This is a genomic window from Amycolatopsis sp. Poz14 (genome assembly GCF_006704225.1).
GTDB lineage: Bacteria > Actinomycetota > Actinomycetes > Mycobacteriales > Pseudonocardiaceae > Amycolatopsis > Amycolatopsis nivea.
The window spans coordinates 5857948-5879762 of sequence record NZ_JACLHD010000001.1; the positions used below are offsets into that span (position 1 = coordinate 5857948).

Consider the following 21815-nt stretch of genomic DNA (forward strand, 5'->3'; position numbering starts at 1 on the left):
CGCCGACCTGCGCTCACGCACAGCCGAGGGCACCCGCGGCACCCGTTATAACCGGCGGCTTGGCCTTGCGCTGCCCGATTTCGCGGAATTCCCGCCGCGCGTCCGCTGACGAACGCTCGCGCACGGCCACGTGCGTGCAGCACTCGAACGCTCGGTGGTTTGGCTTTCATCGCCGAGCCTTGCAGAGTTCCCGCCAGACCCGCGCTCGCACGGAGCCTGCTTCCCTGCTGCGCTCGGCAAGACCGGACAGTTCGGCTCCGGCAGCGGTCGACGCCCGCTGCTTTCCTTGCCAGGCACCGAGTTCTCGCTCTGTCCCCGTGATGTTCTCGCGGGTGCTCACACCTGCGCGTAACCCCCGTCGGCAAAGAACTCGGCGCCATTGACATAGCTGGACGCATCCGAGGCAAGGAACGTCGTCACGGCGGCGATCTCCGCGGGTTCGGCGAGGCGACCCAGCGGTATCGCGCCTTCGGACTGCTTGAGCGCCTCGGACGGGACCAGTTCGAGAAGACCGGGCGTGCGCGTGCCGCCGGGGGACACGACGTTGACCCGGAACCCGTGCGTGCGCGAGCTGAGCGCCCAGCCCCGGGCGAGGTTGCGGATCGCGGCCTTCGATGCCGCGTAGACCTCGAGTCCCTGGCCGGGCCGGGTGGTGGCGGTCGAACCGGTGAGGATCACCGAGGCGTTCGGGCTCAGCAGCGGCAGCGCTTGCTGCAGGGTGAAGATCGTTCCCTTGACGTTGGTGGCGAACACCGAGTCGATCAGCTCCTCCGTCACCTCGCCGAGGGGAGCCGAGATGCCGATGCCTGCGTTGGCGACCAGCACGTCGATGCGACCGGCCTGCTCGCGCACGGTTCGGTACAACGCGTCGAGGTCCTCGAGCACCGAAACGTCACAGACCACGCCCGTCACGGCAGGCCCGAGTTCGGCGACCGCGGCGTCGAGCGCGTCCTTGCGGCGGCCGGTGATGAAGACCTTGGCGCCCTCGTCGCGGAACGCGCGCGCGGTCGCGAATCCGATGCCGGTGCTGCCTCCGGTGACCACGGCGATTTTGTCTGCCAAGACGGCCATGCCGCCCTCCTTCAAGATTATTGACCGTAAGGTCCATAACTGTCGCAGATCTGGACCGAGCGGTCAATAACGAAGGCGGGAAGAGCATGCATGGACCTGGACGTGCCAGGCAGGCATCCGCGGCGAGAGCGGCGGTGCGGCTTACTGCGCCGGGACGGGCAGCAGCCGCTCGATAGTGGACTGGGCCGCCTTGGTGAGCGCGTCGACGTCCATGCCGGTACGCCCGAGCGCGGTCAGGCCGAGCTGGGCGACGAGCACCGCGCGGGCTGTCTCGGCAGGATCGGCGTCAGGGGAGAGGTCGCCTTCGCGCTGGGCGCGTTCCAGTGCCTCGGCAAGGATGTCCGTGATCGCGTCGTAGCTGCGACGCGCCTCAGCGGCCACGTCCGGAGTACTGGCGGCCAGTTCGGCGTTGCTGTTGGCCAGCAAGCAACCTCGACGCGCGACCGCTCCGGTCGGGTCGACGGTCGGGCTGAGCAGAAACGCGCGCACCATGTCGATCCCGCGCGCCGCGGACGCCAGATTTTCGCGCAGCTTCAGCAGATTCGCGTCGTCGTAGTCGCGCAGTACTCGCAGGAATAGGCTTCGCTTGTCTCCGAACGCCCCGTACAAGCTGCCTTTGCCGAGTCCGCTCGCGCGCAGCAGGTCCTCCAGTGACGTCGCCGCGTAGCCCTTGTCCCAGAACTCGTCGCGGACAGCGAGCAGCACGCGTTGTTCGTCGAACTCGCGGGGCCGGGCCATGCGCCGACCCTACTGGTTCTGGACCGTACGGGCCACAACGCTGACTCAGGCAGACGTGAGGAGCCCGTGGAGGAGCGCGTCGACGATGCGTGCTGGCAAGTCCGGTTCGAGCGGCTCGCGGGTGAGCACGATCCTGAAGTGCAGCGGCGCGACGAGCATCTCCAGCACGAACCGCGGGCTGGTGCCGACGGGCAGTTCTCCGCGTTCGACCGCCCGCGCGGCGATCTGGCCGGACTGGGCGTAGCGGGCGTCCCAGTACTGGTCGCGCAGCTGCTGGGTGGCGGGGTCGTCGCCGGCTGAGGCCAGGGTTCGGTCGAGGGCGTTGCCAGCGGGCGAGGTCAGGTACTTCGCGAGCGAGGTGGCGTAGGCGATCAGGTCGTCGCGCACATTCCCGCTGTCGGGCACCGGAAGCTGTTCGGCGGCGTCGGCGAGCAGGGCATCGATGACGAGGTTCTCGCGGGTGCCCCACCGCCGGAAGATCGACGTCTCGTTGACCTGCGCGCGCCGCGCCACCTCGGACACCTTCAGTCCGGTCAGGCCATGGTCCTGCAGGAGCTCGTTGGTCGCGTCGATGACGGCGGCGCGCACCCGGGCCGCCCGTCCGCCGGGTCGTCGCCGGACGTCCGAATCGTTCACGGGCAGCACTCTAATACAAGTCCGCTTGCTTTAGCGCGTGCCAGTGGCCATACTCCTTGACGCAAGCGGACTTGCTTTAACGGTCACCCCCTGGAGTACTGAGATGCGCATCGAACGGGACATCGAGGTCCCCGCCCGCACCGGCTCGCCGATCCTGGCCGACCTGTTCCTGCCCGACGACGAGGGCGCGTTTCCCGTGCTGGCGTCGATCAGCCCGTACGGCAAGGACGTGCACTGGCCGGACCGCTATCCGCTCTACGACCGCGTGCCGCAGAGCGAGCACATGGTCTGGGAGACCCCGGACCCCGAGTGGTGGACGGCCCGCGGCTATGCGGTGCTGCGCGCCGACACCCGGGGCACCGGCAAGTCGCCCGGCCGGATGGACCTGATGAGCCCGGGCGATTCCGAGGACTTCTACGACGTCGTCGAATGGGCGGCCGGACAGCCGTGGTCCACCGGAAAGGTGGCGTCCAGCGGCATCTCGTGGCTCGCGATGATGGGCTGGCGGGTCGCGGAGCTGCAGCCGCCGCACCTCGCCGCGGTCGTGGCCTGGGAAGGCGCGACCGACTTCTACCGCGACTTCATCTACCAGGGCGGCCTGTACGCCAACGGGTTCGTCGAGTTCTGGTGGGACCGCCAGATCACTCCCCAGCGCAACGGCGAGGACGGCGACGACTGGCGCGAGGTGCTCCCGCAGCGCCCCGTGCTGGACGACTACCACCGAGCGCGCATCGTCGACCTGGACCGGGTCACGGTGCCGGTGCTGTCGGCGGGCAACTGGGGCGCCCTGCATGTCCACCTGCGCGGCAACATCGAAGGCTGGGCCCGCGCGGCGTCGCGGGACAAGTGGCTCGTCGTGCACACCGGCACCCACATCGATCCCTACTACGCCGACTGGGCGCTGGATCTGCAGCTGCGCTTCCTCGACCGGTTCCTCAAAGACCAGCCCGACCGGATGGACGGCGTGCCCCCGGTGCGGCTCGCGATCCGGCACGGGCGCGAGGTCGAATGGCGAGACGCCACGGACTTCCCGCTCCCGCAGACGCAGTGGCGCGAACTCCACCTCGGCGAGGGAACCCTCGACTGGGACCCGCCCGCGGACGCCGCGACGGTTTCCTACCCGGCCAGCTTCGACACCGCCCCGGTGACCGATCCGCTGGAGCTGACCGGTCCGGTCGCGCTGCGCCTGTGGCTCAGCTCCGAGCAGGACGACCTCGACGTCTTCGCGCGGGTGCAGCACATCGGCACCGACGGCGAGCCGATCCCGGGCGTCGGCCCCCAGGGCGGTCCCGTCCCGATGACGATGGGCTGGCTCAAGGCTTCCCACCGCGAGACCGATCCCGAACGGTCGCTGCCGCACCGGCCGTGGCACACCCATTCCCGCGAGATTCCCCTCGTGCCCGGCGAGCCGACCCTGCTCGAGGTCGAGATCTGGCCCACCAGCATCTCTCTCGCGCCGGGCGAGCGGCTGCGCCTCGAACTGGTCGCCGGCGACAGCGACCTCGGCTTCATGACCCATGACCGGCCCGACCTCGCCCGCCCGGCGACCGGCGCCGTCATCCACCTCGGCGGCGACCACGCCTCCCATCTGCTCGTCCCCGTCATCCCGCGCTGAGCGGCCGGAAGGAGTCGCCATGCGACAGCTCGTGGACATTTCGGTTCCGCTGCGGAGCGGGATCGCGTCCGACCCGCCCGGGCACCGGCCCTCGATCACCTACGTCGACCACCAGCAGTCGGTCCCGGACCTGCTCCGCTTCTTCCCGGGCGCGACGGCCGCCGATCTGCCCGACGGCGAAGGCTGGGCGATCGAGCGGATCGAGGCCACCACGCATACCGGCACCCATCTCGACGCCCCGTACCACTATGCGTCCACAATGGACGGAGGCCGCCGGGCGATGACGATCGACGAGGTGCCGCTGCACTGGTGCTTCCAGCAGGGAGTGAAGCTGGACTTCCGGAGCCTGCCCGACGGCCACGTCGTCACGCCCGCCGACATCGACGCGGAACTCGACCGGATCGGCCACCGGCTGCGCCCGCTCGACATCGTGGTGGTCAACACCCGCGCCGGGGAGCGCTACGGCCAGGACGACTACGTCGATTCCGGCTGCGGAGTCGGCCGCGCCGCCACCCTGCACCTGCTCGAACAGGGGGTGCGGGTGACCGGAACCGACGCCTGGAGCTGGGACGCCCCGTTCCGGTTCACCGCCGAGCGCTACGCCCGCGACCACGACGCCTCGGTCATCTGGGAGGGCCACCGGGCCGGCCGCGAGATCGGCTACTGCCATCTCGAGAAGCTGCACAACCTGGAGAGCCTCCCGGCTACCGGGTTCCAGATCGCCTGCTTCCCGGTCAAGATCCACGCGGCGTCGGCAGGCTGGACCCGCGCGGTGGCGATCTTCGACGAGGAGACGGAATGAGAATCGGTTCCTTGTTCGTCGGCGGCGTCCAGCGCTACGGCGTCGTCGACGGCGACCGCATCGATCTGCTGCCCGAGACCGCGGACGTCTTCGAGGTGCTCGCCGCAGGGGAGACCGGGGCGGCAGGCGAGCGGTCGGCCTGGGACGAAACCGCGTCGATCGCCGTCCCGGTGCCGGTCGCCAGCATCCGCGACTTCATCACCTTCGAACAGCACACGGCCGGCTCGCTGCGCGCGATCACCGGAACCAGCGAAGTCCCGGATGCCTGGTACGAAGCGCCCGCCTTCTACTTCACCAACCCGCACGCCGCGATCGGCTCCGGCGGCCCGGTCCCGATGCCGCCTGGCTGCGAAGTGCTGGACTTCGAACTCGAAGTCGCGGCCGTGATCGGCACGGCGGGTTTCAACCTGTCCGTCGCCGAGGCCGCGGACCACATCGCCGGGTTCACCATCCTCAACGACTGGTCGGCGCGCGATCTGCAGAGCCGCGAAATGCGCGTCGGACTCGGACCGGCCAAGGGCAAGGACACCGCCACGACGCTCGGCCCGGTGCTGGTCACCCCGGACGAACTGGCCGACCGCGACGGCAGGTACGACCTCGCGATGGAGGTTTTCGTCAACGACACCCGCATCGGCGGCGACACGCTCGCCAGCATGGCCTGGACGTTCGCCGAGCTGATCTCCTACGCCAGCCGGGGCACTTGGGTCCGGCCCGGGGACGTGCTCGGCTCCGGAACCTGCGGCAGCGGCTGCCTCGCCGAACTGTGGGGATGGCGCGGCGACCGGCAACCGCCGCCGCTGCGGATCGGCGACACCGTCCGCATGACCGTGGAAGGGATCGGCACCGTCCACAACACCGTGGTCGCCGGTCCGCCCCTGCACGACGTGCCCGCTGCCCGGCGCGGAAGCGCGGCTTGAGGCGGGTCACTCGATCCGGTGGACTCGGATCCGGCGCCGGTGCCGCCTGACCAGCGGCATCGGCGAACGCCCCGGCTCGCGGGCGATCATGATGTCAGCAGGATTTCATTGCTCCTCCGTAGCTTTCCGAACACGTTCAGCAACATACTGACCATTCGACGCGGAGGGGACCCGATGGGGAAGAAAACCAGGAGGATCGCGCTGATCGGCGCGGTCGTCGCCACGCTCGGCGCGGGATTCGCCAGCGCCACACCGGCGTACGCCGACGACGCGCACTACTACATCCTGATCGGCGGCACCTGCGACGGGAAGGCGTCGGTCTACCGTCCGGAGTGGCTGCAGGGCGGCATCGCGCGGGTCGTGGACTATCCCGCGGGGGCCGCCGGCGCGCCCAACTGCGACCAGACCCCGATGGACCAGAGCGTCGCGATCGGACACGACCGCGGCCGCCAGGTCGTCCAGGACGCCTACCACGAGAACCCGAACGCCGAGTTCACCGTCGTCGGCTACTCCCAGGGCGCGATCGTGGCGAACCTGGTCCTCAACGACATCGCCGACGACCAGCTCGGCGTCGACAAGGCGAAGTTCAGCGCCAAGCTCTTCGCCGACCCGATGCAGCCGCCCGGCCCGGCCGGAACCGGGATCAGCGCGACGCTCCCGCCGGGCACCGGCCTGCCCTCGCCGTTCGGCGGATACGTGTCGTTCGGCGCGGGCCGCCCGGACTTCGCCGGCGTCCGGTCCATCCGCTACTGCATCCAGACCGACGGCATCTGCGATTTCGACCCGATCCAGGCGGCGGGCGGCTACTTCGCCCAGCACTGGTGCTACCAGTGGCCGCGCCCGTCCGACCAGCGGTCGATCATGCAGGACAGCATCGCCGACGGCGTCTACACCAACACGTCGGTGCGGCTGGGCAAACAGGACTGCTGGGGCGGTCCGGTCCATCCGTGACCGCGGCGGGTTTCCCGGCACCCCCAGGGAAGCCGGGAAACCCGCCCCGCTACGTCCTCATCGCTTCGCGCCGAACCATTGCAACAGGTGCTTCTCCAACTCGCGCTGATCCTCGCCGGTCCAGACCACATGACCGTCCGGACGCAGCAGCGCGGCGGGCACGTCGAGGTCCTCGCTCACGTCCACGACGCGGTCGACCCGGTCCGCCCAGCCTTCCGCCGACAGCTGCCCGTTCTGGTCCAGCAGCAGCCCCCGGCCCTGGTGCATCAGCTCGTACAGCCGTCCCCGCTTGAGCGCCAGGTCCGGCATCCGCCGCCCGAGCAGCGGATGCCCTTCGCCGAAGTCGTAGCGGATGTCGAGCGCGAGCACCTTCTCCAGCAGCAGCCGGTTGACCTCCTCGAAGGCCATCAGCTCGGTCAGCAACCGCCGCATCGCGCGCCCGTCCGGATCGGGCGACATCACCACGGCCTGCGCCCGGACGTTGTCCAGCACCGCGTCCGCGACCGGGTGCCGTTCGGCCTCGTAGGTGTCGAGCAGTCCCTCCGGAGCCCAGCCGTTGACCTCGGCGGCGAGCTTCCAGCCGAGGTTGAACGCGTCCTGGAGGCCGAGGTTGAGCCCCTGCCCGCCCAGCGGCGGGTGCACGTGCGCCGCGTCCCCGGCGAGCAGCACCCGGCCGACGCGGTAGTGCTCGGCCTGCCGGGTCGCGTCCCCGAACCGCGAGAGCCAGCGAGGGGAGTGGACGCCGAAATCCGTTCCGGCGTACTCGCGCAGCTGCTGTTTGACCTCGTCCAGCGTCGGCGTCCGCTCCTCCCGGTCCTCGACCACCCCGGCTGCGGGCACGACCACGCGGAACATCCCGTCGCGCAGCGGCCCGACCCCGAACCACAGCTGCGTCTTGCGGATTTCCATCACCCGCGCGGTGATTTCGGCGGGATCCGCGGTCGCCTCCATCTCGCCCAACAGCACTTGGCGCCGCGCGGGCTCGCCCGGGAACGCGACGCCGAGCGCCTTGCGCACCGTGCTCCGCCCGCCGTCGCAGCCGACCAGATACCGCGCCCGAAGTTCGCTGCCGTCGGCGAGCGAAACGCTCACCCCGTCGTCGTCCTGGCTCAGCCCGACGACCTCGCACCCGCGGCGGATCTCCGCGCCCGCATCGACCGCGTGCTCGGCCAGCAACCGGTCGGTGATCGGCTGCGGAAGCCCCAGCACGTACGGATGCGACGTGTCCAGCCGCTCCGGCGCGGGCCGCGCGATCCCCGCGAAGAAACCCCCGGCCGGATGCGTCGACCCCTCGGCGAGGAACGGCTCCAGCATCCCGCGCTGGTCCAGGACCTCCATGCTGCGCGAGTGCATCCCCAGCGCGCGCACGTACTTCGGCGGTTCCGCGTCCTTTTCCAGCACGACCACGCGCACCCCGTGCAGCCGCAGCTCCGCGGCCAGCATGACGCCCGCCGGCCCGGCCCCCACCACGATCACGTCCACCATGAACTTTGCGTCCCCTGTACCGGAGCCGCTTCCCGCCCGCGGTATTTCCGCAGGCAGTGGCTCCGGCGGACGATTGTGGAGCACCACCCGGGCCTTGCCGCAAGCCCCGGGGTGCGCTATATGTTGAAGGGGACAGGGAGAAGTCCCTGCCCCCTTCTGTCCCCAGCGGACGTTCCTCAGCCCTCCTTGCGGGCCATCACGTACGCCTGATCGGTCGCCTCGTAGCTCGGGCCCGGCTTGCGCACCAGCCGCGCGTCCACCACGAAACCGGCGTCAGTGAGCAGCTGCGCGACGAAATCCGGATCCAGCCGGTACGCGTCCGCCGCGATGTCGTGGCCGTAGGCGTTTTCGATGCGGCGACGCTGGTTGTCGCCCACCTGGAACGCGGTCAGCAGCCAGCCGCCGGGACGCAGCACCCGCGCGAGTTCCTTGGCCAGCACCGGAAGCTCCTCGGGCGGCGTGTGGATCAGCGAATACCACGCGAGCGCACCGGCGAGCGAGCCGTCGGCGACATCCAAAGCGGCGAGCGAGCCGACCTCGAAGCGCAGGCCCGGATGCGTCCGGCGGGCGACCTCGACCATCGTGGGGGACAGGTCGACGCCGAAGACGTCCAAGCCCAGCGACGCGAGGTACCCGGTGAGACGGCCGGGCCCACAGCCCAGGTCGCCCACCGGCCCCTCGCCGGTCAGCTCCGCGAACGCGCCGAGCATCGTCCGGTCCCACGTGCTCGACTCGAGGAAATCCTTCAGCAGTTCGGCGTACGACTCGGCAACGGTGTCGTACGCGGTCCGCGTCTCGGTTACGTAAACAGGTTCGGTCACGGGCAGGGACAGTAGCCCCCGCCGCCGCGCCCCGTCCGGCGAAACACGCGGACTAGACGCGAGCGCGGGCGATGATCGCGGAAGTGTCGGTTCCAGCGGGCAAAGTACCGAAAGCCAGCCCCCAGTCGCCGCCGAACCGCGTGCCGCAGAACGCGTCTGCCACCGCGCGCGGCGCGTGCCGCACAAGCAGCGAACCCTGCAGCACCAACGCCATCGACTCGACGACCCGCCGCGCCCTGAACTCCAGATCGTCCACATCGGACAGATCCTTCTTGAGCCGGTCGACCGCGTCGTCGAGCCGCGCGTCCCCGCCCGCGGCCTGCTCGACCTCGGCGAAGAACGCGGCCACCGACTCCGGCTGCCGTCCCATCGCGCGCAACGCGTCCAGCGCCGCGACGTTGCCCGACCCCTCCCAGATCGACATCAGCGGGGCCTCCCGGTACAGCCGCGGCATGCCCGACTCCTCGACATACCCGTTGCCGCCAAAGCATTCCAGCGCCTCGGCCGCGTGCATCGGAGCCCGCTTGCACACCCAGTACTTGGTCACCGCGAGCCCGAGCCGCCGGAACGCCTGCTCCTGCTCGTCGTCGCGCCGGTCGCCCGCGGCCGCGAGCCGCATCGACGCCGCCACCGCCGCTTCCGCCTCGATCACCAGGTCCGCCAGCACGTTCGCCATCAACGGCTGGTCCACGAGCGCCTTGCCGAACGCGTACCGGTGCGTCGCGTGGTGCACCGCGCGGACCGCGCCCAGCCGCATCCCCGACGAGCTGCCGAGCGCGCAGTCGAGCCGCGTGTTGTTGACCATCTCGATGATCGTGCGGACCCCGCGGCCCTCCTCGCCGACGAGCCAGCCCACCGCGTCGTCGTACTCGATCTCCGACGACGCGTTCGACCGGTTGCCGAGCTTGTCCTTCAAGCGCTGCAACCGGATCGGGTTCCGGCTGCCGTCCGGGAGCACCCGGGGGAGCAGGAAACACGACAGCCCGCCGGGTGCCTGCGCGAGCGTGAGGAACATGTCCGACATCGGCGCGCTGGTGAACCACTTGTGCCCGACCAGCCGATAGCTGCCGTCACCCGCCGGCCGCGCCGCGGTGGTGTTGGCACGGACGTCCGAACCGCCCTGCTTCTCGGTCATCGACATGCCCGCGATCAGCCCGCGCTTCGTGCCCGGCTCGCGCAACCCGAAGTCGTACTCGGTCGACGCCAGCAACGGCTCGTACTTCTCGGTCAGCTCAGGGTTGGCGCGCAACGCCGGAACCGCCGCGTACGTCATCGAAATCGGGCAGGTGTGCCCGGCCTCGGACTGGCTCCAGACATAGAACTTCGCCGCCCGCGCCGCGTGCGCCCCCGGCCGCTCGTCCCGCCACGGCGCGGCCTGCAGCCCGTGCGACACCGCGACGTTCATCAGGTCGTGCCAATGCGGATGGAACTCGACCTCGTCAATCCGGTGCCCGAACCGGTCGTGCGTGCGCAGCACCGGCTCGTTCTCGTTGACCAGCCTGCTCCACACCTGCACCTGCTCACTGCCGGCGAGCCGCCCGAGCTCGTGCAGCTCGTCGACGACCCACGCCGCCTCGGTGCGCCCGACCGCCTCCGCCAGCGCCGGATCCGCGGCGGTGTCGTGCTCCAGCGGCGGAACCTGATTGACGACCTCATGCGTTGCGGGCATCCGAACCTCCCAGTGACCGCACGACAAACGTGCTCAACTCGCTGACCTCCGCCGACCCGCCGCTGGTCAGCGGACCGATCAACACCTCCGCCGCGGCGCCGACCAACGCCGCCGCACTGACCGCCGCGTCCTGCGCGGGCAACACCCCGGTCCGGACGCCTTCGGCGACATGCTCGGCGACGACGTCCCGGAACACCCGCCGGAACTCGAGCCGCTCCGCGTCGATCACCGCGTCCACCGGCTCGGCCAGCAAGGCATACGCCAGCCGCGGCGCCTTCAACGCCCGCAACGCGAACGTCTCGAACACCGCCACGACCCGAGCCACCGGATCGACCGGGCCCGTCGCCGCGGACCGCACGGCCTCGACCTCGCGCGAGACGACCTGCCGGAAGACCCGCACGACCAGATCGGCCTTGGTGGGGAAGTGGCGGTACACCGTGCCGACCGCGACCCCGGCCCGCTCAGCGACGGCGGCTACCGAACAACCGGAGTACCCGTGCTCGGCGAGCTGCTGCACTGTCGCGTCCAGGATGGTCTCCCGGAGCGCGTCGAGGCGCTCCTGGACTTTGGGCGTTCTGCGGTAGGCCACGGGAAGAAGTGAACCATCGATTCACAACTTGCGTCAACGGTCTCGGGTCGAGCGTCGCGGTCGGCTGCGCGGGAGAGGGGAGAGGTCTGCAGGGAGCACGACCTCGCCGGGGACCCCGAGCCGACCGTCAGGCTCGAACCACGAGGCCACCCGGCACAGCGACGATCCTGCCACCCCCGAACACCCGCCGGACCGGGCTTAATTCGCTTGCCCCGCCAGCACTTTCGCCGGGACCATGCCCGGCATGCGGTTCTCGATCAACATCCCGAACTTCGGCGACTTCGCCGATGCCCGGACCGTGGCGAGAGTGGCGGCAGCGGCCGAACAAGAAGGCTGGGACGCGCTGTTCCTCTGGGACCACGTGGTCCACGACAAGGAAATCCGCCGCGGCCAGCCGTTCGGCGATCCCTGGATGCTGCTGACCGCGGCCGCGCTCGCGACCTCCACGCTCAAGATCGGCACGCTCGTCACCGCGGTGCCCCGCCGCCGTCCCGAGCACCTCGCTCGCCAGGTCGCCACTCTCGACGCCCTCAGCGGCGGGCGCGTCATCTTCGGCGCCGGCCTCGGCGGACCGATCCAGGACGAGTTCGGCAGCTTCGGCGAACCCACCGACCCGGTCGTCCTTGCCGAACATCTCGACGAAAGCCTCGGCCTCCTCGACCGCTACTGGTCCGGCAACCCCGTCGACCACGACGGCAAGCACTACCAGGTCCGCGACGTCACCCTCCGGCCCGCCACCGTCCAGCAACCGCGCCCGCCGGTCTGGCTGGCCGCCGTGTGGCCCAACCGCAAGCCCGTCCGCCGCGCCGCGCGCTGGGACGGCGTCGCCCCGCTGTTCAAAAACGCCACCCACGGCGTCGCCCCGGCCGCGGAAGACGTCCGCGACGTCGTGGCCTACGCCCGAAAACACGGCGCGGGGGAGACGTTCGAGTTCGTCGTCGGCGGCGCCTCCCCGGGCGACCCGGCCCGCGCCCGCGACCTGATCGCCCCGCTGGCCGAAGCCGGCGCGACCTGGTGGGACGAACGGCAGCTGATCACCACCAGCGACCTCGACCGCCTCGAACCCACCCTGCGCCGCATCAGCCAGGGCCCGCCAAGGGGCGTGGGCTAGACCTCAACCACCAGCACCCGGCTCAACCGCTCCGCCAACGGCCGCACCGACTCCGCCGACACCTCGCCGCCCAGCCCATCCGCCGGAAGGAAACGCACGGTCGTCCCGGTCGTCCCGGTCGTCCCGTCCGACGGCACCGCAACCAGCTCGTCCGCCGGAACGCCGTCGCGATACCGCTGCGTCCACGCGCCCTCGGCCCGCCGGTTCGTGTGCACCAACCACGCGCTCAACGCCGCGACCACCGACATCCCGTACCGCGGATGCCCGTCCGGGAGGGGAGTGGCGGGCGGAGAATCGAAGTACCGGAAGTCTTTCGTCGCCATCACCGGCTTCCGCACCGGCCGCCCGTCATCGCCCGCCGCCATCTGCGTCCCGCGCCCGTCGTCCGAAACGGAAACCGAACCGTCCGGGTGAAATTCGACGACCGCCCGGCCCGCACCGCGATCTTCCGCCTCGTCCGCGGCGTAAGCGAGCACCTCCAGGATCAGATGACACATTCCGGTCGGCGCGTACCGCACTGGATTGTCCCGGATCAACCGCAAGTGGTCAGGATCGTGATCACGGGACCAGTCGTGCGTCGTCGGCTCAGGCAGCGGCATCCTCCCATCCTGCCACCGGACGCTTGACCTGGTCCGCGCTCCAGCACATACGTTCGCCGCCATGACCACAACACTCATCACCGGTGCCACCAAAGGACTCGGCTACGAAACCGCCCGCCGCTTGGTCGCTGCCGGACACACCGTCTACCTCGGCGCCCGCGACGCTGCCCGCGGCGAACGAGCCGCGGAAGAACTCGGCGCACGAACCGTCCAGCTCGACGTCACCGACGAAGCATCGGTCCTCGCCGCAGCGAAAACCATCGAGGCAGACGGGGGACTGGACGTCCTCGTCAACAACGCAGGCATCGCCGTCGAACTGAAGAGCGATGGGGAATCGGTCGGCGCAGCGGAAACCACGGCCGACCTGATGCGGGAAACGTTCGAGACCAACGTCTTCGGCGTCGTGCGAGTGTTGCACGCGTTTCTGCCGCTCCTGCAACGATCGTCCGCGCCAGTGGTGGTGAACGTCAGCAGCGCGCTCGGATCGCTGGGCAGGATGACGGACGAGGCGACGCACCAGTACGCGTACCCCGGCGTCGCATACCCGGCGTCGAAGGCCGCGGTGAACATGGTGACCGTCCAGTACGCCAAGGCGTTTCCCGGGATCCGCATCAACGCCGTCGAGCCTGGCTACACGCAGACGGACATCAACGGACGCCGCGGAGGACAGCCGGTCGAGCAGGGTGCGGAGATCATCGTCCGGATGGCGCAGATCGGCACCAGCGGACCGACCGGCACCTACACGGACATCAACGGCCCGCTGGTGTGGTGAGCGCGTACGGGCGGGCGAGTGGCGTCGGACGCCGTCTCACCGCTTACTTGACATAATGTACATTATCGGCGTTTCGCTGACCTGCAGATGAGCAGGTTGAGGAGAGGTTTTCTGAGGGCTCTGATGCGCTCGTACGACTTGTCCCTGAACGCATCGACGCGGCGTTCGGGCGCTCGTTGGCTCAGCGGCCTCCTCAGCGCACGTCGCTGAGGAGCTCTCTGGGCCAGACCCGAGGCGAGTCCGCCGGAGGGCAACCCGAGATCCCCGACGGGAACTGCCGTCTCAGTCGCACTTAATTCGTCACCGTGAGGAATTAAGTGCGACTGGCAGGACGTTGAGGTTGGAGCACAACAACTTTTCCGAACGCGCTGACGCTGACTCAGGCAGCCGGAAGATCCACTCGACCAGATGAACACGTCGCCGGTCCAGTCCGACGTCAGGCTCAGCCAAGCCGCCGAAGCCAGCCTCAACAGCGAGATTCTGGAGCACGCAGGGCGCTCCGGGACTCGAACGGGCTGATCGGAAAGCGCTGTCCCCCAAGGGGATTCAGCCCCTTCTCAAGCCCGGCAGAACCCCTCCCGCAGCCATGTTTCATGCATAATCGCTATTATGCATCATATATCAGACAACGGGTAGCGTCGAAATTGTCGGTGCTGTGCGGTACAAGATCACTATGCTCGTTTCCGAGGCACAGCAAGCGTTCTTCGCGGCACGGCGGCCGCGCAAGGACTCGCCGCACACCACTGCCGCCTATCGGCGGGACCTCGCCGGGATCACCGCTCTCCTGCTGGCGGAGCTGGGGCGCGACGAGGTGGACGTCGAAGAGCTGACAGCGCCGGTGCTGCGTGCTGCTTTCGGCGCGTTTGCCGATAATCACGCGAAAAGCTCGGTGCTGCGGGCGTGGTCGACGTGGAATCAGTTCCTCACCTTCTGCGTCTCGGACGGACTGCTCCCCGGCAATCCCATGGGAGCGGTCGCGCGGCCCAAGACTCCCCCGCTCACGCCGAAACCGTTGCGGGGCGAGGAAACTCCCGAGCAGCTGCTCACCGCGGCGGCCGACGGTGCCCGGCGCGCGCGGGATCCTTGGCCGGAGAGGGACGTGCTGGTCCTGGCGTTGGGGCTGGTCGCGGGCCTGCGAGCAGCGGAAATGCGTGCGCTCACGCCGCGGTCGGTGGTCGGGCGAGATGGCGAACTGCGGTTGCACGTCCACGGCAAGGGCAGCCGGGACCGGTCGATCCCGGTGCAACCGGCGATGGCGAAACTGATCGAGGACTACCAGGCCTCGTGCCGCCGGCGGTTCCCCCGGCAGCGATTCCCGGCGAGCGAGCCGCTGCTGCGGGACCGGGCGGGCGAACCGATCGGCCGCGGTGCGCTCGAGTACCTGGTGAAGTCGTGCTACCGATGGGCGGGCCTGCATGACAGGGTGCCGACGGGCGCGAATCTGCACGCTCTGCGGCACACCTTCGCCACGCGACTGGCCGAAGACGGTGCCACCGCGTCGGAGATCATGTCGCTGCTGGGACACGCGAGCTTGGCGACGAGCCAGAACTACATCGAAGCGACCGGACGCGAACAGCGAGCGGCCGCCGCGAGCAACCGGACCTATCGGGCGCTCAACGGATTGGCTCGGGACGATGCTCCGCAAGAAGGCACTGCGCGGGAGGCCGATGTGATTGCATGAGCGCGTGACTGACGAACCCTCGCGCGTCGTGCGCGCCAGCCGTGAGATCGAGGCCCCCGCCGAGCGGATTTTCGAGCTGATCGCCGACCCGTCGCAGCAGCCGAGCTGGGACGGCAACGACAACCTGGCCGAGTCGAAGCCGGGCCAGCGCGTCCACGCGGTCGGCGACGTGTTCGCCACGACGCTCACGAACGGCTGGGTCCGGGAGAACCACATCGTGGAGTTCGAGGAGGCGCGCCGGGTGGCGTGGCGTCCGTCGGAACCGGGCAAGCAGCCTCCGGGGCATCTGTGGCGCTGGGAACTGAACCCGCTCGGCGAGACGCGTACGGAGGTGACGCACACCTACGACTGGTCGAACCTCGACCCGGACGACGCGATGCGGAACGCCCGCGCCCGCACCATTACGGCGGAGAAGCTGTCGGCGTCGCTGGAGAACCTGGCGAAAGCAGCAGAACTTCCGCAGTCGTAGCTCGGGTCTCGGGCAGGCGCGGGGTCCCCTCGGAGGTAGCGGCGCGAAGGATGCGGTGATGCGCCGAGGTGGACCCGCGCGCTGGCTTGCGCCCGGGGTGCGGGGGAATTGGCTGCCACTCCCCTGTGTCTGGCACGCCTGAACCACGGCTCCGCTCACACGGCTCGACTGTCCGGCCGGGACTCGAGGAACGGCAGGTCCGTCCGGTGCGCCGGAAACCAGCGCACCGGACGGAGCGGAGGACAAACAAGCTCGGAAGCGGGTCTACGTCCGACGGATGACCTCGACACGCGTCAGTGATGGCTGCGTTCTGGGCCGATCGAGCGCGTCCGGCCCGAGGTCAGACGGCTCTCCCTTGGACGCAAGCCGTCAGTGGCAACCGCGCCGGAGATTGCCCGAGATGCTCAGGCCGCGGCCGCACCCCGAGGAAAGTCCTTGCGCTTGATCTTCGCCCTCCGCCCGTCCGGGTGGTGGAACACGATCCCCTCCGCGAGGTGTCCCGGCGAGAATTTGCTGTCCAAAGTGGTCAGGAACTCGCGCAGTCCCTGGTAGCTGCGCGGGACGTCGAGCACCGTGGGCGCTTGGAAGTCGAACGGCACGCACACGTGGTCCGGCAGCGCCAGCGGGTTCCCCTGGATGCGTGGTCCGAGTGCTTCGCACGGGTGCTCGCCGTCCGGCCATTGCGAGACGTCGGTGTTTCCCGCGGCGGCGAGGATCCACTTGTCGTCGGCGGAGGTTTCGTCGGTGTCGACGTACCAGCCGTCGACGATGCCTTGCTGTTTCTGGGTTTTGTTCGGGTTTCGGCGCTTTTCGACGCGGACCAGGAGGCCGGAGCGGACGGTCAGGCGGACGTTGGTGCCATCAAGTTTCTCGGTCCCCACTCCGGCTCCGTCGAAGACCCACGCGCATTCGGCGCGGGGCCGGTCGACCACCTGGAAACGCTCGTCGCGTTCGAAGAGCGTGGGGATTTTCTCCATGACTTGGTTGCCTCTCCTGATGTGCCCCAGTAGTTCCTCATGGCTGATGACGCCCTCGGCCAGTCCGCTCGCCAGCGACCGGACGAGGTCTGCCACTGACACGTCCGCTTCGACGGCGACGTGTTTCAGTGCCTTCTTCTCCTCCGGGGAGATCCAGGCGACGAGGCGCGACCAGCCTTCCGGGGGCGTCCAGCGGGCCGGGGCCGCGGGGTTTTTGCGGGGCCTGCCTCGCCCTCGGGGTTCGTCCATGGCGGGAACGCTAGAGCACCGGCGGAGCTTGTGTCAATTGGCATAACAGAAAATAGACAGCAGGTCAGGAGGCACTTTTCAGCTCTAGAACAAGATCAGCGGAGCTGTTCGAGATCCTTCGCCGCCGCGGCGATGTCCTCCGCGAGCTGCCGCAGCTCGCCCGCTGACGCGCCGTCTTGAGCAGCCGTCACGATGTCCTCCGCGGCGCAGCGCAGCTGGAAGAGGCGGTCCTGCAGGGCGGCGATCTCGGTGTCCGACAGCACGACGGCGTCCTCGGGCAGGCCGCTGCGCTGCAGGGCGGTCCGGCGTTCGTAGGCGCGCTGTCGGCAGGACTGCCCGCAGTAGCGCCTGCGGCGTCCGACGTTGCCTGCTTCGGGCAGGCGGCGTCCGCACCAGCCGCAGTGTTTCGGGGCGTTCGTGCGGCGCGGCACGACGCGTTCGTCGCCGGTCAGGGCGTGTTCGGCCAGTTCCCTCACCCGCCGGACTCTAGCTGTCCATCACGTTCTCACGACGGGGCCACACCGATGGCGCAGACTGGAACCATGCGCCCACCGTTTCCGTACCTCGCCGACTCGCTCCCCCGCGCCTTCGCCCACCGCGGCTGGCACATCGGCGACCTCGAGGGGCTGGAGAACTCGCTGCCGGCGTTCCAGCGCGCGGCCGCCGAGGGGTACCGCTATCTCGAGACCGACGTGCACGCCACGTCGGACGGGGTGGTGGTCGTCCATCACGACGCGACGCTCGACCGCACGACCGACGGGCGCGGGGCGATCGCGACCCAGACCTGGGCGCAGCTCAAGGACGTCAAGATCGACGGGCGGGCGCCGTTGTCGCGGCTGGAGGATCTCCTCGAAGAGCTGCCGGAGGCGTTTTTCAACATCGACGTGAAGGCCGACAGCGCGGTGGTCCCGTTCGTGCGGACGCTGCAGCGGACCGGTGCGGTCGGGCGGGTCGCCGCGGCGTCCTTTTCGGACTCCCGGCTGGCTCGGCTGCGGCGGCTGGCCGGGCCGGAGCTGCTGACCGCGATGGGGCCGCGGTCGGCGTTCCTGCTGTGGGCGAACGGCTGGGTGCCGCTGCTGCAGATCAGCCGGTTCTCGGCAGGCTGGCTCGCGCAGGTCCCGGTGCGGCAGGGGCCGTTGAAGGTGGTCGACGAGGCGTTCGTGAAGTCGGCGGTGCGGCGCGGGTTCGAGGTGCACACGTGGACGATCGACGACGCGGACGAGATGCGGACGCTGCTGGACCTCGGCGTGCACGGGATCGTGACGGATCGGCCGGACCTGCTGCGCGAGGTGCTGCGGGAGCGGGGTGCGTGGAAGTAGCGGACAGAAGCTGACCGCTACTTCAGGCAAGATCGAGGACGTGCCGAAGACCTCCGCGCGGCTGTTGTCGCTGCTCTCGTTGCTTCAGGCTCGGCGGGACTGGCCGGGTGCGCTGCTGGCCGAGCGGCTGGAGGTCAGTCCGCGCACGGTGCGCCGGGACGTGGATCGGTTGCGGGAGCTCGGTTATCCGATCGTCACGACGAAGGGGCCGGACGGCGGTTACCGGCTGGACGCCGGCGCGCGGCTTCCGCCGTTGCTGTTCGACGACGACCAGGCGGTCGCGCTGGCGATCGCGTTGCAGGCGGCGACCGGGGCGGGGATCGAGGAGGCGGCCAAGCGGGCGTTGCAGACCGTGCGGCAGGTGATGCCCGCGCGGCTTCGGCACCGGGTGGACGCCTTGAGCTTCACCGCCGTCGAACGTCCGGCGCCCAGCGTGGATCCGCACACTCTCGTCGCGTTGAGCGCCGCCGTGCGCGCCCGGGAGGTGCTGCGGTTCGATTACGCGCCAACGGATACGCCGCCCCGGCGCGTCGAGCCGCATCATCTCGTCACGTGGGGCCAGCGCTGGTACCTGGTCGCGTGGGATCTCGATCGCGAGGACTGGCGGATCTTCCGGGCGGACCGGATCACGCCGCGCACGCCCACGGGGCCGAAGTTCGCCGAGCGCGGGCTGTCCGATGTCGCCGCGTTCGTGGCCGCGCGGTTCCGCGGGACGGATCTGTCCGGCGAATGGCCGTGCCGCGGCGAGGTGATCCTGCGGCTCCCGGCGACGGAAGCGGCGAGTTACCTGGCCGACGGCGTCATCGAGGCGCTCGGGCCGGACCGGTGCCGGGTGAGCCTCGGCGCCTGGTCGTGGCGCGGGCTGGCCGCCTCGTTCGGCCGGGTCGACGCCGACGTCGAGGTCGTCGGCCCGGCCGAACTGAAGGAAGCGTTCCGGCAGCTCGCCGCGCGCTACGCGGAGGCGGGGCGGGTCAGCGCGGAGCCTTGCCTTCCCACGCTGCCTTCCACGTCTTCGGACCCAGCCGGCCCGAGTCGTTGATGCCGTTGGCGCGCTGCAGGTCCAGCACCGCGGTGCGGGTCTTGTCGTAGTAGCAGCCGGTGCCGGTGAAGCCGTAGCCGAAGGCGTTCATCCGCAGCTGGAACGTGCGCAGCGCGGGCGCGCAGTCGCCGTAGGCGTAGACGAGGCCGGGCCACGCGGGCGTCGCGCCGGGCGGTCCCGGCGGCGGGGCGGGCTGCGGCTTGGGCGCGGGCGGGGCCGGCAGTCCGCCGCCGCCGATGTACGCGGCTTCTTCCCAGGACGGGACGCGCTTGCTGCGGGCGTCGCCGTCGTTGGACAGGCCGAGCATGCCGCCGCATTCCCAGGGCTGCCAGCCGCGCATCCGGTACAGGTAGAGCGCGCGGTAGTCCTGCTCGCGGGGGCTGGCCTGGTCGGGGCGGCCCTGGCCGCCGACGCTGCGCCAGGTGGGGAGGTCGAACTGGTAGGCGCCGTAGTAGCCGTTGCCGGTGTTGATCGAGTAGCGGCCGCTCGACTCGCACATGCGGAGCTTGGCCCAGGTGCCCGAGGCGGGGTCCGCGGAGGCGGCGCCGGTGACGACGAGTTCCATGCCGAGGACGGCGACGACGAGCAGCAAGGCTCTGGCGGCGGCCCGTCTGGCAGTGCGAACGCGGTTGGTCATGCCACGCACACTAAGCACGCGACCCATGGACCACAAGAGTCACACCACGCTCAGCAGTCTCACATGACACGCCCGGAAATCCCGGCAGCGACACGCCCGGCCCGGCGTGTCGCGCGTTCCGCCGCGCGGCGTGGCGGAAACCGGAAGCGACGAACCGGACACGGTTTGCCCCCTTCGGCGGTACCGGTCGCCCTCGCGGCAGTAATGTCCGGCGCGACCTGGAGATTCGCACCGATTCGAGGAGTCGTGGATGACGCTGGCCGAGACCCGGGACAGCAAGCGGGAACGGTGGGGCTGGTACTTCTACGACTGGGCCAACTCGCCGTTCTATTCGTCGGTCACGACGGTGTTCGGGGCGCTGTACATGAGCACCGTCGCGGCCGCGGACGCGAAGCAGAACATCACCCTTAACGGGGACAGGGCTTGTCTCAACGCGTCCGCGGCGGACGACAAGCTCAACCACTGCGACGTGTCGCTGTTCGGCCTCCACTTCCCCGCCGGTTCGCTGTGGGGCTACCTGCTGTCGGTGGCGACGATCGTGCAGGTCCTGGTGCTGCCGATCGCGGGCGCGGTGGCCGACCGCAGCCGCAACAAGCGCAAGATCCTCGGCGGGTTCGCGGTGCTCGGCGCGGCGGCGTCGGCGCTGATGTTCTTCATGGCCGGTTCGGACTGGCAGCTGGGCGCGGCGCTGTTCATCCTCGCCAACATCGGGTACGGCGGTTCGCTGGTCGTCTACTACTCGTTCCTCGTGGACATCGCGACGCCGGACGAGCGCGACGACGTGTCGGCGAAGGGCTGGGCGTTCGGCTATCTCGGCGGCGGGCTCGCGCTCGCGCTGCAGCTCGCCTTCTACCTCAGCCGCGAGTCCCTCGGCATCGACACCGGCCTCGCCGTGCGGATCTGCTTCCTGACCTCGGGGATCTGGTGGGCCCTGTTCACCATCCCGACCCTGCGCCGGCTCCCCCGCGTCCACGTCCCGACCGCGACCGCGCGCGGCGTCTCGGTGCTGCGCGCCGGTTTCCGCGAACTGCGCCAGACGCTCGGCGAGGCGAAGGCGTATCCGCTCACGCTCGCCTTCCTCGGCAGCTACCTGCTTTTCGCGGACGGGATCAACACCGTCGTCACGGTCTCGGCGCAGTACGGGAAGGACGAGCTGCGGTTCTCCGACGAGGTGTTGATCGTCACGGTCCTGGTGATCCAGTTCCTCGCCTACGCGGGCGGCGTCCTGCACGGCCTGCTCGCGCGCCGCCTCGGCGCGAAGCGGACGATCCTGGTCAGTCTCGTGCTGTGGGTCGTGGTGCTGGGCGGGGCGTACTTCGTGCAGCCGAGGCAGCCGTTGCAGTTCTTCGCCGTCGCGATCGGCATCGGGCTCGTGCTCGGCGGGACGAACGCGCTGGCCAGGTCGCTGTTCAGCCAGATGATCCCGGCCGGGAAGGACGCGCAGTACTACTCCCTCTACGTCGTCGGCGAGAAGGGCACGTCGTGGCTCGGCCCGCTGGTGTTCGCCGGCGTCGGGCAGGCGACCGGGTCGTTCCGGCTGGCGATCATCGCGCTCGTGGTGTTCTTCGTGCTCGGCTTCGTGTTCGTCGCGCTGGTGCCGGTCCGGCGCGCGATCGCGGCCGCCGGCAACCGTCCGCCGGAGGTGCTGTGAGGCCCAGATAGGGTCGG

The 21815-nt window shown here is 69.9% G+C and carries 22 protein-coding genes; 11 read left to right on the plus strand and 11 right to left on the minus strand.

The features are described 5' to 3' along the window. Positions 1 to 336: 336 nt before the first annotated feature. From FKO37_RS27750 to FKO37_RS27760, 3 genes are all read right to left on the minus strand, one after another. Positions 337 to 1071 carry an SDR family NAD(P)-dependent oxidoreductase gene (locus FKO37_RS27750; protein WP_134728312.1) on the minus strand — a complete coding sequence of 245 codons (735 nt, stop codon included), beginning with the start codon at positions 1069 to 1071 and terminating at the stop codon, positions 337 to 339. Between the two features lie 141 nt (positions 1072 to 1212). Further along, the gene (locus FKO37_RS27755) at positions 1213 to 1809 is read right to left on the minus strand and encodes a TetR/AcrR family transcriptional regulator (RefSeq protein ID WP_238606395.1); all 597 of its coding nucleotides are present in this window, start codon (positions 1807 to 1809) and stop codon (positions 1213 to 1215) included. A gap of 45 nt (positions 1810 to 1854) precedes the next feature. Next, positions 1855 to 2445: a TetR/AcrR family transcriptional regulator gene (locus tag FKO37_RS27760; RefSeq protein WP_238606396.1), complete on the minus strand. Its 591-nt coding sequence runs from the start codon at positions 2443 to 2445 to the stop codon at positions 1855 to 1857. 103 nt (positions 2446 to 2548) lie between these two features. Between FKO37_RS27760 and FKO37_RS27765 the strand changes: the two genes are divergently transcribed. The 4 genes from FKO37_RS27765 to FKO37_RS27780 all read left to right on the plus strand — a co-directional run bounded on the left by FKO37_RS27765 (position 2549) and on the right by FKO37_RS27780 (position 6730). Then, positions 2549 to 4060 carry a CocE/NonD family hydrolase gene (locus FKO37_RS27765; RefSeq protein ID WP_238606397.1) on the plus strand — a complete coding sequence of 504 codons (1512 nt, stop codon included), beginning with the start codon at positions 2549 to 2551 and terminating at the stop codon, positions 4058 to 4060. A gap of 19 nt (positions 4061 to 4079) precedes the next feature. Next, positions 4080 to 4862: a cyclase family protein gene (locus tag FKO37_RS27770; protein ID WP_037806158.1), complete on the plus strand. Its 783-nt coding sequence runs from the start codon at positions 4080 to 4082 to the stop codon at positions 4860 to 4862. Then, positions 4859 to 5779: a fumarylacetoacetate hydrolase family protein gene (locus FKO37_RS27775; RefSeq protein WP_037806160.1), complete on the plus strand. Its 921-nt coding sequence runs from the start codon at positions 4859 to 4861 to the stop codon at positions 5777 to 5779. The genes FKO37_RS27770 and FKO37_RS27775 overlap by 4 nt, the downstream gene beginning before the upstream one ends. A 174-nt stretch (positions 5780 to 5953) precedes the next feature. Further along, a complete protein-coding gene (locus FKO37_RS27780; protein WP_037806161.1) occupies positions 5954 to 6730 on the plus strand; it encodes a PE-PPE domain-containing protein in 777 nt (258 codons plus the stop codon). 57 nt (positions 6731 to 6787) lie between these two features. Here the strand turns inward: FKO37_RS27780 and rox are convergent, their stop codons facing one another. From rox to FKO37_RS27800, 4 genes are all read right to left on the minus strand, one after another. Beyond that, positions 6788 to 8215, minus strand: coding sequence for a rifampin monooxygenase (gene rox / locus FKO37_RS27785; protein ID WP_238606398.1), 1428 nt, complete (start codon positions 8213 to 8215; stop codon positions 6788 to 6790). Between the two features lie 176 nt (positions 8216 to 8391). Beyond that, a complete protein-coding gene (locus FKO37_RS27790) occupies positions 8392 to 9036 on the minus strand; it encodes a methyltransferase domain-containing protein (RefSeq protein WP_238606399.1) in 645 nt (214 codons plus the stop codon). Between the two features lie 52 nt (positions 9037 to 9088). Then, positions 9089 to 10705 carry an acyl-CoA dehydrogenase family protein gene (locus FKO37_RS27795; protein WP_238606400.1) on the minus strand — a complete coding sequence of 539 codons (1617 nt, stop codon included), beginning with the start codon at positions 10703 to 10705 and terminating at the stop codon, positions 9089 to 9091. Further along, a complete protein-coding gene (locus tag FKO37_RS27800; RefSeq protein WP_134728303.1) occupies positions 10689 to 11294 on the minus strand; it encodes a TetR/AcrR family transcriptional regulator in 606 nt (201 codons plus the stop codon). Before FKO37_RS27800 ends, FKO37_RS27795 begins: the two co-directional genes overlap by 17 nt. A 244-nt stretch (positions 11295 to 11538) precedes the next feature. On the opposite strand from FKO37_RS27800, the gene FKO37_RS27805 reads away from it, so the two are divergent. Then, positions 11539 to 12405 carry an LLM class flavin-dependent oxidoreductase gene (locus tag FKO37_RS27805; protein ID WP_238606401.1) on the plus strand — a complete coding sequence of 289 codons (867 nt, stop codon included), beginning with the start codon at positions 11539 to 11541 and terminating at the stop codon, positions 12403 to 12405. Here FKO37_RS27805 and FKO37_RS27810 read toward each other — a convergent pair. Continuing rightward, on the minus strand, positions 12402 to 13004 hold the full coding sequence (locus FKO37_RS27810) for a hypothetical protein (RefSeq protein WP_205673089.1): 603 nt from the start codon (positions 13002 to 13004) through the stop codon (positions 12402 to 12404). The two genes, FKO37_RS27805 and FKO37_RS27810, sit on opposite strands and share 4 nt — an antisense overlap. Positions 13005 to 13065: 61 nt before the next feature. On the opposite strand from FKO37_RS27810, the gene FKO37_RS27815 reads away from it, so the two are divergent. The 3 genes from FKO37_RS27815 (at position 13066) to FKO37_RS27825 (ending at position 15926) form a co-directional block, all read left to right on the plus strand. Then, entirely contained in the window at positions 13066 to 13776 is a 711-nt protein-coding gene (locus tag FKO37_RS27815; RefSeq protein WP_238606402.1) for an SDR family NAD(P)-dependent oxidoreductase, read from the plus strand. 655 nt (positions 13777 to 14431) lie between these two features. Then, a complete protein-coding gene (locus tag FKO37_RS27820) occupies positions 14432 to 15457 on the plus strand; it encodes a tyrosine-type recombinase/integrase (RefSeq protein ID WP_051173085.1) in 1026 nt (341 codons plus the stop codon). A gap of 4 nt (positions 15458 to 15461) precedes the next feature. Continuing rightward, a complete protein-coding gene (locus FKO37_RS27825; protein WP_238606403.1) occupies positions 15462 to 15926 on the plus strand; it encodes an SRPBCC family protein in 465 nt (154 codons plus the stop codon). Positions 15927 to 16330: 404 nt separating this feature from the next. Here FKO37_RS27825 and FKO37_RS27830 read toward each other — a convergent pair whose 3' ends face one another. Both FKO37_RS27830 and FKO37_RS27835 read right to left on the minus strand, forming a co-directional pair. Beyond that, positions 16331 to 17152 carry an RNA ligase family protein gene (locus FKO37_RS27830; RefSeq protein WP_238606404.1) on the minus strand — a complete coding sequence of 274 codons (822 nt, stop codon included), beginning with the start codon at positions 17150 to 17152 and terminating at the stop codon, positions 16331 to 16333. Between the two features lie 95 nt (positions 17153 to 17247). Next, the gene (locus FKO37_RS27835) at positions 17248 to 17628 is read right to left on the minus strand and encodes a hypothetical protein (RefSeq protein ID WP_051173084.1); all 381 of its coding nucleotides are present in this window, start codon (positions 17626 to 17628) and stop codon (positions 17248 to 17250) included. Between the two features lie 66 nt (positions 17629 to 17694). Here FKO37_RS27835 and FKO37_RS27840 point away from each other — a divergent pair, with 66 nt between their 5' ends. Beyond that, positions 17695 to 18471 (plus strand): glycerophosphodiester phosphodiesterase family protein, encoded by a 777-nt coding sequence (locus FKO37_RS27840; protein ID WP_037806670.1) that lies wholly within the window; start codon positions 17695 to 17697, stop codon positions 18469 to 18471. A gap of 40 nt (positions 18472 to 18511) precedes the next feature. After that, a complete protein-coding gene (locus FKO37_RS27845) occupies positions 18512 to 19510 on the plus strand; it encodes a YafY family protein (RefSeq protein ID WP_238606405.1) in 999 nt (332 codons plus the stop codon). On the opposite strand, the gene FKO37_RS27850 is transcribed toward FKO37_RS27845, so the two are convergent. After that, a complete protein-coding gene (locus FKO37_RS27850; RefSeq protein WP_051728517.1) occupies positions 19443 to 20147 on the minus strand; it encodes a transglycosylase family protein in 705 nt (234 codons plus the stop codon). The genes FKO37_RS27845 and FKO37_RS27850 overlap by 68 nt on opposite strands. 250 nt (positions 20148 to 20397) lie before the next feature. Here FKO37_RS27850 and FKO37_RS27855 point away from each other — a divergent pair, with 250 nt between their 5' ends. After that, complete coding sequence (locus tag FKO37_RS27855; protein WP_238606406.1) at positions 20398 to 21798, plus strand: MFS transporter; 1401 nt, start codon at positions 20398 to 20400, stop codon at positions 21796 to 21798. The last annotated feature ends 17 nt before the right edge of the window (positions 21799 to 21815 follow it).

Bases quoted from the DNA above. Each gene is read 5' to 3' on its own strand.
- FKO37_RS27815 (WP_238606402.1), top strand. From the start codon at position 13,066: ATGACCACAACACTCATCACCGGTGCCACCAAAGGACTCGGCTACGAA.
- FKO37_RS27840 (WP_037806670.1), top strand. From the start codon at position 17,695: ATGCGCCCACCGTTTCCGTACCTCGCCGACTCGCTCCCCCGCGCCTTC.
- FKO37_RS27810 (WP_205673089.1), bottom strand. From the start codon at position 13,004: ATGCCGCTGCCTGAGCCGACGACGCACGACTGGTCCCGTGATCACGAT.
- FKO37_RS27855 (WP_238606406.1), top strand. From the start codon at position 20,398: ATGACGCTGGCCGAGACCCGGGACAGCAAGCGGGAACGGTGGGGCTGG.
- FKO37_RS27775 (WP_037806160.1), top strand. From the start codon at position 4,859: ATGAGAATCGGTTCCTTGTTCGTCGGCGGCGTCCAGCGCTACGGCGTC.
- FKO37_RS27750 (WP_134728312.1), bottom strand. From the start codon at position 1,071: ATGGCCGTCTTGGCAGACAAAATCGCCGTGGTCACCGGAGGCAGCACC.
- FKO37_RS27850 (WP_051728517.1), bottom strand. From the start codon at position 20,147: ATGACCAACCGCGTTCGCACTGCCAGACGGGCCGCCGCCAGAGCCTTG.
- FKO37_RS27795 (WP_238606400.1), bottom strand. From the start codon at position 10,705: ATGCCCGCAACGCATGAGGTCGTCAATCAGGTTCCGCCGCTGGAGCAC.
- FKO37_RS27765 (WP_238606397.1), top strand. From the start codon at position 2,549: ATGCGCATCGAACGGGACATCGAGGTCCCCGCCCGCACCGGCTCGCCG.
- FKO37_RS27830 (WP_238606404.1), bottom strand. From the start codon at position 17,152: ATGGACGAACCCCGAGGGCGAGGCAGGCCCCGCAAAAACCCCGCGGCC.
- FKO37_RS27755 (WP_238606395.1), bottom strand. From the start codon at position 1,809: ATGGCCCGGCCCCGCGAGTTCGACGAACAACGCGTGCTGCTCGCTGTC.
- FKO37_RS27780 (WP_037806161.1), top strand. From the start codon at position 5,954: ATGGGGAAGAAAACCAGGAGGATCGCGCTGATCGGCGCGGTCGTCGCC.
- FKO37_RS27770 (WP_037806158.1), top strand. From the start codon at position 4,080: ATGCGACAGCTCGTGGACATTTCGGTTCCGCTGCGGAGCGGGATCGCG.
- rox (WP_238606398.1), bottom strand. From the start codon at position 8,215: ATGGTGGACGTGATCGTGGTGGGGGCCGGGCCGGCGGGCGTCATGCTG.
- FKO37_RS27805 (WP_238606401.1), top strand. From the start codon at position 11,539: ATGCGGTTCTCGATCAACATCCCGAACTTCGGCGACTTCGCCGATGCC.